A 13,216-nucleotide genomic window follows, 5' to 3' on the forward strand; every position below is an offset into this window, starting at 1 on the left:
ATAATTTTTGTTTAAAATCTAACGAGCGCAGAGCCCCAAACAAAACCGCCACCAAAAGCTTCTAATAAGATTAGTTGGCCTCGCTTAATACGGCCATCTCGCACACCTGTATCTAATGCACAAGGGACCGATGCGGCTGAAGTGTTGCCTTGTTTATCTAAAGTAACAATAACTTTACTTAAATCCATATCTAAACGTTTTGCTGTGGCTGAAATAATTCTTAAATTTGCTTGATGTGGTACTAACCAATCTAAATCGGATTTATTAAAGGAATTTTCTGTTAGTAATTCATCGACTAAATTTGAAAGCTCTTTGACAGCAATTTTAAATACATCATTGCCTTGCATAGTCATATAAACGGGATCATTCATATCACGGCGATCAACATAAGGATATTTTAATAACTCGCCGTAACGACCATCAGCATGAAGATGTGAAGCAATAATCCCTGGTTCTTGAGAAGCACCAACCACAACAGCACCGGCACCATCGCCAAAAATGATAATTGTTCCACGATCTGTTGGATCGACACCACGAGTTAGCATGTCCGAACCAACCACTAATGCATATTTAATTGCACCACTTTTTATATATTTATCGGCAATATCAAGTGCATAGACGAACCCTGAACATGCAGCAGAAACATCAAAAGCAATGACATCTCCGATAGCTAACTTTGCTTGCAGTTCGGTGGCTGAGCTAGGAAAAGCATTCACTGAAGTTGCGGTGGCAACTATAATCATACCTATCTCATTTTTATCAATCTTTGCCATTTCAATAGCATTTAAAGACGCTTCATAAGCCATAGAAGTTACTGTTTCGTCTGGTGCTGCAATGCGTCGTTCTTTTATTCCTGTTCGTGTTGTGATCCATTCATCACTGGTATCGACCATTTTTTCAAGATCGGCATTGGTTCTTATCTGTTTTGGAAGATAACTCCCTGTTCCTAATATCTTTGTATACATCTAATTATTCGCTCTTAGGTAGTACGGAAGAAAGGCTGCTTGCAATCTTCTCAGGTATATTGGTTTGGATAGCCAAAATAGCTTGTTCTATTGCTGCAAAGAATGATTTTTGATTAGCGCTACCATGACTTTTAATCACAATGCTTTGAAGCCCAAGCAAACATGCGCCATTATATCGTCCGGGATCTAAATAACCAAAATTTTTAGACACCTTTCTTTGTAACCACTTACTTAATAGTTTCATTAATAATGAATTATGGCCAATAGATAGCTTAAATGAAGACATGAAAATTTTAAGTAAACCTTCTACTGTTTTTAATGTCACATTACCCACAAAGCCATCACAGACTAGTACATCGGTTTTACCAGTTAAAAGCTCGTTACCTTCTAAATAGCCGATATAATTAATATTATCATTCGATTTTAAAATCGCTGCTGCAGCACGTATTTTATCCAAACCTTTTGTATCTTCTTCACCAATATTAAGTAAAGCAACTCTGGGATGATCAATTTTAAGCACTGTTTTGGCTAAGATTTGCCCCATTATGGCAAATTGCACTAACATATCACTATCACACTGAGCATTAGCACCTAAATCCAATACTACTGTATTTTGATTATTTAATGCAGGAATGATGGCAACTAATGCAGGACGGTCAATACCAACTAGTGCATGTAATAATAGCTTAGACAGTCCCATTAATGCACCAGTATTACCAGCGCTAACGCAAGCTTGAGCTTGGTTATTTTTAACCAATTCTAGCGCTATTCTCATTGATGAGCCATGGCTATGCCGGATGGCATAAGCAGGTTTCATATCATTAGCAATAACAGATGTTGATTCGATCAACATTAGTCGATGGTCTTGTTGATATTGCTTGACAAACTTTGCATTTTCTTTAGATAAAAAAAGACTAATTTCTGCTGGATCACCCACCAGAAAAATAGAGAGATTTGGATAACAATTTAGTGCTTGTATTGCAGCAGGAACAATCACACGAGGACCAAAGTCCCCGCTCATAGCATCTAACGCAATGGTTAGATTATCCAAAATGTCACCTGAAGATTTCTAATGACTAAATAATTATTTAGAAATCACTTTACGACCACGATAATAACCATCAGCGGTTACGTGATGACGTAAATGTGTTTTGCCTGATTCATCAACTGAGATATTAGCAGCAGTTAATGCATCATGAGAACGACGCATACCACGTTTTGCACGAGTTTTACGATTCTGTTGAACAGCCATGGATTTACCCCTTATTCTTTAAACTAACTAAAATTGCAAATGGATTCGGCTTTTCATTCTCAACAGGAATTTCACCAAATACCATATCTGCCTCTGACACTTCGCAGTGTTTACTATCATGTACCGGCGCAATTGGTAACGAGAGAATAATTTCGTCCTCAAGTAACGCTAATATATCGACCTCGCCAAACTCGTTCATAAAAACGGGTTCATAATGTTCCGGTAACGCCTCTGCCTGAGCATCGCTCTTAACAGGACTAAATTTATTCATCACATGAACTTCAGTGATAAAAGGTTTGAAACAACGTTGACAAATAAGCTCCAACGTTATTTTTGCATCAATTGCGATAACACAAAGTTTCTGCTCATCATAATAAAAAGACAAACTACACTCAATATCGCTTTTCAGACTTTCAACCCTTGTTGCACTTTGCGCTGGATAGTATCCAACATAATCAAGTCGTTTTTGTGCCGCTTTGACAGGGTCAATTGTTAATGGCAATTTATTTTGCATAAGATAAGCTTGCTACCTTGAAAATTATTTTATGCAGTTAAAAACTACACAATGCCGTAAGGCGCGCATCTTACCTTTAAATGACCATTTCGTCAATGGGCGCAACTAATATTATTTGTATTAGTTATTGATTATTCCCTTAATATTTTATCAAATATATTTATTTTAATTTCGTAAAAAGTTTAATATAAAAAAATGCAATTTCGACTATTAACAATACCAATGACAGTTTAAGACAATCGTCCAAAGCTATCTTTGACGATAGCTTGGAAATCTTCAAAGGTTTTACTATTTAATAAACGTTTGGTTGAACGCTCCTTCACTAAATTGACAAACAAATTATAAATTCGCATCGCATCTTCATATTCATCCTTACTAATTGCTAATAAAAAAATGACGTGTGCGACTTCATTTTTATCCCATAAAATTCCTTGTGGCGCTAATATGGTTGTCACAACCGTCTTTTTGGCCAACAGACCTACTGAGTGAGGAATAGCAATATTTTCACCTAATAATGTTGAAACAATCGCTTCACGTTCAATGACAGAATGATAAAAAGATGCATCGACATATCCTTGCTTTTCTAAACGATGACAAACCACTTTAAAAAGTTCTGATTGTGTTATTGGTTTATCCATGATAAGAAAAAATTTTTTGTCGAAAAAACGCTCGATCATATAGGGCATTGTTCTGTCTATCATAGCCAATCGCCCTAATTGCTCGAGTTGATAGGCAGTTGGAAATGGCGCTATTTTAACAATTTGCTTATCTTTTTCAGTTAAGCGTACGGTTGAGACAATAAAATCTTCCTCAATATTTGTTAACTGCTCATATTCTCGATATGAAAGTATACGACTAATTTGAATATGTGGAAAATCACGCTTAATCTTCGATTCAATCATACGTAAGGTTGCATTACCAAGATCGCTCACTAGCAGTATTTGAGCATATCTTTCATGACCAGCACTATAATTACGTTCTAATGCGACACCAATGTGCACAGCCAAGTAACTGATCTCATCTTCGGTCATTTTTGATTCGGTATATTTTTCCATATTTGCTAGTGCTGATAAGGTAATATCATAAGCAAACGGATAATATTGTTTTATTTCTTGCAATAAAGGATTTGTTGTACGAATTTGATATTTCACGCGCGATAGCATCGATGAAACGTGGATTGACATATCTTCGAATAATTTTTCATCCTTCAATAAATTATAGTGATAAGTATGATTAATATAAGATAAAATATGTTTTACAAGCGCTAAACTTTTTGCTTGATTTGGCGAATCAATAATGGTGCGAGACATGATTTGAACGCATAAATAATTCAACTCAGCTTGAGAAAGTACACTACCTAGAAAATAAGAAAACTCTTCCGAAATCTCTTGAGCTGCGCCAATAACAGTACTATTAATCTGATCTATTTGATAATCAATTAACTCATAACCTTGCGTAATTCGGCTAATTGAAACAGCACAACTATAGAGTAAATAACTTTTTCCTTCAGCATTTAATTTTAACTCAAAACGCTCAATTTGATCTTGCAATACCTTTTCTAAATAATCCAACTCAATATCATTCAATATATGCTTTTGAAGTCTACCAATTGTTAAGGTATCTTCCGCCATATATCGTTGCCATAAAATATCAGTTAAACATGCTCGAATGGAAGACTCTTCACCAATTAAACGCATACCATAATAGGGACGGTTTTCTAATTGCAAATTATACTTATCTAAATATTGTTTAACTTCAATCACATCATTTTGCAACGTACTACGACTTAAAAACCATTTATCAGCAATATCATCTAATTTGACAGAATTAGATTGTGTTAGAAAAGCGATTATTAAAGCAACTATCCTCTCTTTGCTTGTTCGTGGAATATTTTCTATTGAATGTGAATTAGTTAAAGCTGCATAACGTTTAGCATCAGATATTAGCAGTTGATAACCAATATTTTTAGTATAATCAATTTGCGCGCCATAATGACGTAAAATATCATTAAGTGCTGAAATGTCAGTACGAATAGTACGAGTAGATACCGAAAAACGGTTAGCGAGTTCCTGTTGAGGCAGCGTTTCGTTTTTTATGGTATCAAATAAATACGCTAATCGCTGATAAGAAAACAGCACTTTAGATGACATTATTTATCCTACCAATTTTTGTGTAATTGCCAAAAGTTTTTCAACATCAGCAGTGCGCGTTTCTCCTGTCGCTTGATTAATAATAGAACTATAAATATGTGGGATAATCCTTTTCACACCAGCATCTAAAGCTATCTTCAAAATGACTTCATAGTTGTCTAAATCGATTCCCCCTGTGGGTTCCAGATAAAAATCTTGTTCAGCACAACACTTTGCCACATATTCAAATTCGACTCGATGTTTTAATCCACCCATTGGAAAAAATTTGATTGAACTTCCGCCCATATCTTTGAGTAATGCAATTGCTGTTTCAATCGGTACCTCGCTCTTGGTAGTTTTACTACTCAACGGGCCAGTAGCAATATTGACCAATCCAATTCTACCCGTTGGTGATACTAAGCCATTAATCACAGTCTCTTTTTGACCTAACAAAGCACGGCTAGCTCCCACACCAGTAAAGACTTGATTGACATGTTGTGGTTGAAGTACTGCTGATATTTCAGATACCATATCTGACTGATTCGGATCGCCAGCGCCCAACCCTATTGAAATAGCATTATCAATTGCTTGCGCATATTTTTTCATATCGGTTATTGCTGATTGATTATCACAATAGTTTTTCGATAAAATACCAACTACAACATGAGTTTGTGCTGCTTCATAAACGGCTTTAGCATTATCAATTGAGTTAGCCAGAACATTTAAACAGACACGATCATTATAATAATTAGGTGTCAACTGCATTATTTTACTCCTAGTATAATACGTTTAATTTTATTATAAATAATGTCAAGTTGAGCAGAAGTTACACTACGTACATCAACATCAACTTTACCTTCGTTAGCTTTATATTCGCGAAAATAAACAGCAATTTCACCTTGCTTCATTAATTCAACTATTTCGATAGCACTTTTACCTATTACAGTGCTATCAAATGCGATTTCTGTACGAGCAATATCTCGCCCTGCACTATCCCAAACCACGTTGGCTAATACGCCAGGTAAAGAATTAAGATTATCAATAAATGGGGTCATTTTACTCACCATTTGCTGACCAGTTTCTTGCTTAGGATCGTTTACATAAAGTTCAATGGCTTTAGTTAAACCTAAAATACCTTCTTTCCCCACCTTCATTGGGCGTCCAATGCCTTGAGATTGAAGTTTTAACCATTCAATTGCTTGATGACGACCAATCACTAAACCACTTGTCGGTCCTTCAATTGCTTTTGCACCACTATAAATAACTAAATCAGCTCCTTGCTGATAATAGATATATAAATCCTCTTCTGCGGCAGCGTCAACAATCAGTGGTATATTATGTTTTTTGGCAATGGTAGCTGCTTGTGCAACTGTTAACATACTTTTTTGCACGCAATGGTGTGACTTAACATATAAAATGGCTGCTGTATCAGCATTAATTAATGATTCGATATGTTCGGGTTTACATTCGTTCGCGTAACCTGCCTCAACGACAATCCCGCCACCTAAAGACACCATTGTCCCAATTGGTGCACCAAAATTAACGTTATGCCCTTTAGGAACAATAATTTCACGAGGTACATATTTATCAGACGAATGTAGATTAAATAATAGATCGCGATCATCCTTAATAATTAACCCTGCAACAGCTTGTGCTATACCTGCTGACGCACATGAAACCACGACTGCACTTTCGACATTGAGTAATTTGGCAATATATTGCCCAGTTTTATCAACTAAGTCTTTGATTTCAAAATATTCGCTTAAACCATGAGATACCGCATCCACCACTTCAGGTCTTGGTGTTGAAACGCCTAAAATAGTCATACGCCCTGACGCATTAATGACCTTTTTTAAATGATATTGACTATAAACGTCTTTTTCAGTTTGAGATTGTGAGCGCATTTTTACTACCTTCTTCTGTTATTTCTATGTATAACGAATGTTTTGTCGAATCAGCAACAATCGATGCTAAAGGCACGAATTGTTCATGACATCGTCTGACTTCACCTTCTGAATCAGCTAACTCAATAGCTTGTTGTTTAATATCAAAAACAGTCAAATCAGCATCATAACCAACTGTTAACTTGCCCTTATTTTTAAGACGCAAAACTTGTGCCGCATTTTGAGTAACACTATCAATAATTTTTTTTCGGCTATAACCAAGACAAATAAACTTGGTCATCACATTTGCTAAACTAAATACGGGACCTTGTAAACGATTTTTAGAATAAATGTCGGAACTAATTGTATTAGGATAAATATCTAAGCACTTAGCACGCTCGGCAACAGCAAAGCTAAAGCTTTCTCCACCATGGCCAATATCTAAAATTACGCCACGTTCAATAGCGCGTTTGATTGAATCTCGCAAATTGTTTTGTTTATCAAATATTTGATTTGGCTTACCATTAAAACAGTGAGTAATAATATCGCCTTTAGTTAATAAATCGGCAATTTCATCTAGTTCTGGCGGATTATTCCCGACATGAATCATCAGTGGTAAACCGGTCTTTTTCTGCATCTTTTTCGCTTTGATTAATGGTAAAATACCATTTTCACCCACCACACTACGGCTCATCCTAACTTTTATTCCAATAATAAAATGAGGATATTTAGCTAAAGTTTTGTCAAATAACGCGACATCAACATCTTGCATATCGGCAAGTTCATTTTGTCTAATTAAGCCAATTTTTGAAATATTCAAAAATGAATAAACATGAGTCTGCACTTGCTGAGCTAATTGATAGAATTCATCAACATCAAGTGCACCAACACTACCTGCATCCACAACAGAAGTTACGCCCGCTTTAACCCCAATTAAATCAGGCTCATCATGATAGATGGGTGAACGCGCAAAGCAATGAGTATGAGAGTCGATCCATCCGGCACTGACATAATATTTCTGTTTTAGGTCTAAAATGCGAATAGTTGGATCTGAAATGGCACTGTCTATTTTGACAATTTTTCCTTGATAAATAGCAATGTCGGTTATCGAGTCATCAATTAATATGGCGTTTCTTATAATTAAATCATACATAAGTTGTTCCAAATCCGCTGTAATTTAACCAACTACAGCGGAGAGTTAACATTAGACAATTGGAAATATTCCACCAAAAATCATCGCACCTAAAATTGCACCACCTGTAATTGGCTTTTTCCATACATAAAAAAGTAATGCACCAAGTAAAGAGCCAATACCAATAGGAATTGAAGCTACCATAGCTGATAAAATAATCATTGGTCCTAAGAATCGTCCAGAAGCATTACCGGCACCCATCATCACATCAGCACCAAAAGTCGATCCACTGCCACTATTAACAGTAAACTTTCGGATAAGAATAATAATGGCGCCAATCATTGCACCTAACACTAATCCTGTCGCTAATGCAGCTAAAAAGTTTTCAACAGGAAAGGTATAACCACCCGCTAACAATAATGCTGGTACACCTAATCCAATACCTGTTTGTAAAGCGCCACCAATATCCAATATGCCAACTAATGAACCTTCAATAACGCGGGCAAACAAAAAACTAGCGCCAAATGCTGCAACTGCACCATAATCACCGGTTGTCATTCCTGATTTGAGCATTGCAACAAACGCAATCTCATTAAATGCACCTATACCATATACATAAAAAGTATGCGTTCCAGCAAAAATACCTGCTGATAAAAGTCCACAAATAATCGGGAATGACCAATCGGCATACCAAAAACTTTTATTAATGGTTGTTTGAGTATTCATAATGTGTTATTCCCTATATTATTTAAACCAATAAGACAGACCATCTCGAAATGAATTTATCATCTTCATATCAAAACCGCGAAAATATCCACTCATCACAAATAGAACAATGATCGCAACTAACATAATCTTCATAACACGATTCCAGCCACTATCATCTACGCCTTTACCAATTAGGATGCCTAAAACTAAGCCCGGTACAGCATTACCCATAATCAATTGAGCAAGTCCGCCAAACAATGTCCCCCAAAAACCACTACGACGACCAGCATCTAACGCTGCCAACCAAAAGATAACAGGCATTACTGTTGCCACAAGCAGATTTGCCGCAGGGACTAATACTTTCGTCGCGGTAATTTTTAGGGAATCAGGAATAACAGAAGTGGTGGTATTTAAAAATAACACCACAATGACGCCGACAAATGCACAAGCTAATGCCATTTTTTTAGGATCATGTAGCGTTTCGGCAAGATTACGATTTTTTATCATCAGTAACGATGCTCCCCAGTTGGGAATAATTCGGTGATCGACATCTTGGGTAAAAGAGCCCGCAGCCACTGATGATGCCCATGCATTAAAAAAGAAACCAAGACCAAATGAGAAATGCGCCGCAGGATCACCTTCACAAGAATTAAGTTCGCCAAGTGTTCGAAAAGCCCCCATACCTTGATAGGTTGGCGCATGAAACATTCGAGCAGCCCCGGCACCAACGCCAAAACCACAAAGTCCACCAATAATAATAGACTTTAATGCAATAATTAGAATTTCCATCATTTCCCTTATACGTTATGTTATTCAGATTTAAATTCAATATCCGCAAGATTAACGAAACTTACATTAACAGAGACATCAAGAGTGATGTCGTAAAGGGTTCTTTTCCTTGGCAGAAAAACAAACAAAAAGCGCTCAGTTGTTATCATTTGTTTTGCTGATACAACTTGAATATCTTGTGGTTCAATACGTAATACAATATCGCCGATATGGTTAAATACCTCTTTTTGAACCTGGCTTAATGCTATTGCAAATGCCCGTTGTTTAGATTCACCTTTACCATTTACCCTGACAGACAACTGTTGTGTTTTTTTCATTTTTATCTTCGCACTTATGGACGTGGATTTTTTTTCAAAAATGCTTGTGCAATACGCTTGCCAAGCTCTTGTGTATCCATAAAACCAAAACCAAGAACTTTACAACCATCATTAATTGCGGTCTCACCTTCCTCTATTGATCGCATACCATGGCGTTGTGAATAGCCATATTTATTTTGTGCAGTAATCGCACCTGCGCCGCCGCTACCGCAAAACGATAAGCCCAAATCAGCATGCTTCTCATTCATGACATCACCTAACTTCATATCAGCTGCCATACCAGGAATAACAATTGCCCTACAACCTTCTACAGAGTTAATTCCTTCGGCAATCTTTTGCCCTTTTCCCATCCTATCGCCAATAACAATGACTACTTCAGTCATACTATTTCTCCTATTAATTATTGTTTTTTAATTGTCTAGTAATCTTTTCAATTTGCCTTAGCTACCTCATAATGCACAGCCAATAAATAGGCTTCTTCCATTGGCAAATTATCAAATAATTCTACTGTTCTGCGAGCTAGCGCTAAAGATTCCTGTGAAAGTTCATCAAATAAGCTTGGATCAATTTCTGGTAATTTTTCAAGTGTTTTTGCCCGTTGCACCATAGCTTTAACGTGCGAAAGTAACATAGCCTTTTGCACATCATTTTGCGTAATTTGCTGTTCAATCAACCAGCCATTTATAATTTTAATAATTTGTGATGTAACTAATTCTGGTTCAAGATTATCCTCGATCATGCGAAACTTTATTGATGACATAACACACATAATTCTCTTCTTTTTTAAGCATGGATTAAGCGTAAATGAAACCACAATTAACGTGGATAGAGACTTTTTCCGTCAACAACAGGAAATTAATTATCATTTATCGCAATAAATGGCGTCATCTGCGTTTATAGAGGGAAAAATTAAATTAAGCCAGAATAAACAGATTGTTAAATTTGTGAGTTTGATCATAAAAATGATACATAGAGAGAGAAGTGAAGATTTTTTATTTTTGGGATTTTATACGCAAAAGTTTTGGAATTTTTGTGGTTTTGCTTAAATTCAGGGTAGGATGCTATACTGAAACGTACTTATTTCCTTAAAATTCTTGACAACGTTTTTTGATTTTTGTTCTTTAGGATCTCGGACGTGAGTAATTTTGTGGTTTTTTCATTTCGGTGCAAACGTCCGAAATCCTACCATACAAAAAATCTCTTTTAAGAAATTAAAAAAATACTATACCTTCATGTATAGCGCCCTTAAAATCTTTACCAACTACCAGAAGCACCACCACCGCCACTGCGTCCGCCGCCTCCACCACCGAATCCGCCAGAACCACCAAAACCACCACTATTACCACCAAAACCTCCGCCACCACCGCGTCGGTTAATGCCCCCTCCACTTCCTTTAGCCATTAAAATACCACTTAAAATGGTACTTGCTACAAAAGCTAAAAATAATAGTGGTAATGCAATATATAGTGGAAAGCCATGCCATAATGTAAATCCGCCAACAGAGAGTCCATTGAGTAATCCTGTGCTTAAACTTCGTTTTGCACTGATTTTGCTTGAGTTAGATAAGATGAAGTTAGCAATGACAAAACAGATAAAAAATGAGACTAATCCATAATTAAAAACAGTTGCGCCAAAGTCACTTGCTAGCAATGAATTCAGATTCTGTTGTGAGTCATCATCGGTTGTAGTGTCTGAATTATCGATTTTTTGACTTAATACGGTTAAAGCGTCGTATATGCCTTGATAATAGTTATGTTGTTTAAACTGAGGTGCAAGTTGGTCACGAATAATGTGGCTAGCAATCAAGTCGGTAATGGTGCCTTCAAGACCATAGCCGACTTCGATACGCATACGTTTATCATCTTTAACGATCAGTAACAATATGCCATTATCACGACCTTTTTTACCAATTTTCCAGTCAATAAAAACCCTATCGGCATATTGCTCAATCGTTTCATTATCAAGCTTCGCTATCATCAATACCGCAATTTGTGCACCATCAGTACGTGGTTTTTCAAACGCAATTAAACTTGATTCTAGCTTATCGATTTGTGACGATGTCAGGGTATGCGTGATATCAATAACACGTTGGCTAAATACGGGGATCTCAGTTAACCCATAACTCAGCCAACTGATCATCAATAGCACGCTGAATACAAATAACCTTTTCATTTATATTTACTGTCCAAAATTGACAGCAGGTGCATCAGAGATCTGTTTTTCATTATCAACCGTAAATTGTTGCTTAGTTTGTTGACCTAAAATATCTGCAACCCATTTAGTTGGTAGCGTACGGATATAACTGTTAAAATTTTTAACCGTTTCAATGTAGCGTCCTCTTGCTACTGTAATACGATTTTCTGTACCTTCAAGTTGGCTCATCAAATCTTGATAAAGTGTATTAGCTTTAAGATCCGGATAATTCTCACTTACAGCAATAAGCCTGCTTAATGCTGAACTTAAATCGGATTGTGCTTGTTGGAATTTCGAAAATAAAGTAGGATCCGTTAACTGATCAGCATTAATTTGAATCGATCCAACTTTAGCTCGTGCATCAGTGACTTGTGTTAATACTTCTTTTTCATGAGTTGCATAACCTTTTACTGTATTAACCAAATTAGGCACTAAATCAGCACGTCTTTTATATTGGTTAATAACTTCTGACCAAGAAGCTGCAACCGCCTCATCTTGAGTTTGAATACTGTTATAATCTTTAAAAAAGATAAATCCACCAATAATAATGAGTACAAGAATAACTAACAAAGATTTTGATTTCATTATAAACCTCTTATAAAGTACTTAACTTTGGTTAAATGTGAATACTAATTAATTAAGCAACGATGAAAAATAACTTATTCTGACATCCAGTTACTGCTTTAAATAACCATAATGCACAAAAGCAAATGGCGTAAAAACAACAATAGACAACTTAATCGATAAAGATGAGATTATTAGAGATAAAGACAAAAATTTATGTCGCTAACTGATTGTTATCATTCACTATATTTCAGTTGCATACCACATAGTTTAAATTAACTGTTAAATATTATATCGAGTTTTAGCAAACTTGCGAAGTATAATCGAAGGAATTTATGCAAAACACTTCATTGCTTTATTAATGGTTGCTCACAAAGCCATTTATTATAAGTATAACAATCTGTTAATTTTTACCGATAATTATAATCAGATTATTGGCTATAAAATCACTTCAAAGCATTCAAGCTCTGCTGGCGCAAAATAGATATCATGATTATTTGGCCGATTATTGGTATTTCGATGAGTATGTTTAAAGTGTTCAGAGTTTACCCAAGCGTCAAAATCCGCTTTAGTTTCCCACTCTGCAAAAGATGAAAATAGTGTATAGTTTTCTTCAGTTTTTCCTTGTAAGAAATAAAAACGATTAAATCCTTTCATCTCTTTCAAATGGCTATCACGATTTCGCCATATATCAATAAAAGTATCTTCGCTACCACGTTTAATTTTAAAACGATTCATGACTATATACATAAATATCTCCTTTTAATTTA

At 35.9% G+C, this 13,216-nt stretch carries 16 protein-coding genes; all 16 read right to left on the bottom strand.

What is annotated here, in order from left to right:
- Nucleotides 1–11: 11 nt before the first annotated feature.
- Nucleotides 12–965: a beta-ketoacyl-ACP synthase III gene (locus J3U56_RS08630; protein WP_065634140.1), complete on the bottom strand. Its 954-nt coding sequence runs from the start codon at nt 963–965 to the stop codon at nt 12–14.
- A gap of 4 nt (nt 966–969) precedes the next feature.
- Nucleotides 970–2,016, bottom strand: a complete 1,047-nt coding sequence (plsX, locus tag J3U56_RS08635; protein WP_267334181.1) for a phosphate acyltransferase PlsX — start codon at nt 2,014–2,016, stop codon at nt 970–972.
- A 33-nt stretch (nt 2,017–2,049) separates the two neighbouring features.
- Nucleotides 2,050–2,217 (bottom strand): 50S ribosomal protein L32, encoded by a 168-nt coding sequence (rpmF, locus tag J3U56_RS08640; protein ID WP_065557369.1) that lies wholly within the window; start codon nt 2,215–2,217, stop codon nt 2,050–2,052.
- A 4-nt stretch (nt 2,218–2,221) separates the two neighbouring features.
- The gene (gene yceD / locus J3U56_RS08645; RefSeq protein ID WP_267334180.1) at nt 2,222–2,731 is read right to left on the bottom strand and encodes a 23S rRNA accumulation protein YceD; all 510 of its coding nucleotides are present in this window, start codon (nt 2,729–2,731) and stop codon (nt 2,222–2,224) included.
- A gap of 230 nt (nt 2,732–2,961) precedes the next feature.
- Nucleotides 2,962–4,881 carry a BglG family transcription antiterminator gene (locus tag J3U56_RS08650; protein ID WP_267344558.1) on the bottom strand — a complete coding sequence of 640 codons (1,920 nt, stop codon included), beginning with the start codon at nt 4,879–4,881 and terminating at the stop codon, nt 2,962–2,964.
- A 3-nt stretch (nt 4,882–4,884) separates the two neighbouring features.
- Nucleotides 4,885–5,625 (bottom strand): 2-dehydro-3-deoxy-phosphogluconate aldolase, encoded by a 741-nt coding sequence (gene dagF, locus J3U56_RS08655; RefSeq protein ID WP_267344557.1) that lies wholly within the window; start codon nt 5,623–5,625, stop codon nt 4,885–4,887.
- On the bottom strand, nt 5,625–6,764 hold the full coding sequence (locus J3U56_RS08660) for a DgaE family pyridoxal phosphate-dependent ammonia lyase (RefSeq protein ID WP_267334177.1): 1,140 nt from the start codon (nt 6,762–6,764) through the stop codon (nt 5,625–5,627). The genes dagF and J3U56_RS08660 overlap by 1 nt, the downstream gene beginning before the upstream one ends.
- Entirely contained in the window at nt 6,742–7,896 is a 1,155-nt protein-coding gene (locus tag J3U56_RS08665; protein ID WP_267344556.1) for an amidohydrolase/deacetylase family metallohydrolase, read from the bottom strand. The genes J3U56_RS08660 and J3U56_RS08665 overlap by 23 nt, the downstream gene beginning before the upstream one ends.
- 51 nt (nt 7,897–7,947) lie before the next feature.
- On the bottom strand, nt 7,948–8,601 hold the full coding sequence (locus tag J3U56_RS08670) for a DUF4310 family protein (protein WP_267344554.1): 654 nt from the start codon (nt 8,599–8,601) through the stop codon (nt 7,948–7,950).
- Nucleotides 8,602–8,619: 18 nt separating this feature from the next.
- Nucleotides 8,620–9,372, bottom strand: a complete 753-nt coding sequence (locus tag J3U56_RS08675; protein ID WP_267344553.1) for a DUF4311 domain-containing protein — start codon at nt 9,370–9,372, stop codon at nt 8,620–8,622.
- Nucleotides 9,373–9,392: 20 nt separating this feature from the next.
- Nucleotides 9,393–9,689 carry a DUF4312 family protein gene (locus J3U56_RS08680; protein WP_267334173.1) on the bottom strand — a complete coding sequence of 99 codons (297 nt, stop codon included), beginning with the start codon at nt 9,687–9,689 and terminating at the stop codon, nt 9,393–9,395.
- A 14-nt stretch (nt 9,690–9,703) separates the two neighbouring features.
- Nucleotides 9,704–10,072 carry an SFCGS family glycine-rich protein gene (locus J3U56_RS08685; RefSeq protein ID WP_267334172.1) on the bottom strand — a complete coding sequence of 123 codons (369 nt, stop codon included), beginning with the start codon at nt 10,070–10,072 and terminating at the stop codon, nt 9,704–9,706.
- 47 nt (nt 10,073–10,119) lie between these two features.
- On the bottom strand, nt 10,120–10,449 hold the full coding sequence (locus J3U56_RS08690; RefSeq protein WP_267334171.1) for a hypothetical protein: 330 nt from the start codon (nt 10,447–10,449) through the stop codon (nt 10,120–10,122).
- Nucleotides 10,450–10,943: 494 nt separating this feature from the next.
- Nucleotides 10,944–11,828, bottom strand: a complete 885-nt coding sequence (locus J3U56_RS08695) for a TPM domain-containing protein (RefSeq protein WP_267367380.1) — start codon at nt 11,826–11,828, stop codon at nt 10,944–10,946.
- A gap of 39 nt (nt 11,829–11,867) precedes the next feature.
- Nucleotides 11,868–12,467: a LemA family protein gene (locus J3U56_RS08700; RefSeq protein WP_267367382.1), complete on the bottom strand. Its 600-nt coding sequence runs from the start codon at nt 12,465–12,467 to the stop codon at nt 11,868–11,870.
- A 417-nt stretch (nt 12,468–12,884) separates the two neighbouring features.
- The gene (locus tag J3U56_RS08705; protein WP_267348872.1) at nt 12,885–13,196 is read right to left on the bottom strand and encodes an antibiotic biosynthesis monooxygenase family protein; all 312 of its coding nucleotides are present in this window, start codon (nt 13,194–13,196) and stop codon (nt 12,885–12,887) included.
- Nucleotides 13,197–13,216: the final 20 nt, after the last annotated feature.

The organism is Gilliamella sp. B2824 (genome assembly GCF_026536245.1).
In the GTDB taxonomy this organism is placed as follows: domain Bacteria; phylum Pseudomonadota; class Gammaproteobacteria; order Enterobacterales; family Orbaceae; genus Gilliamella.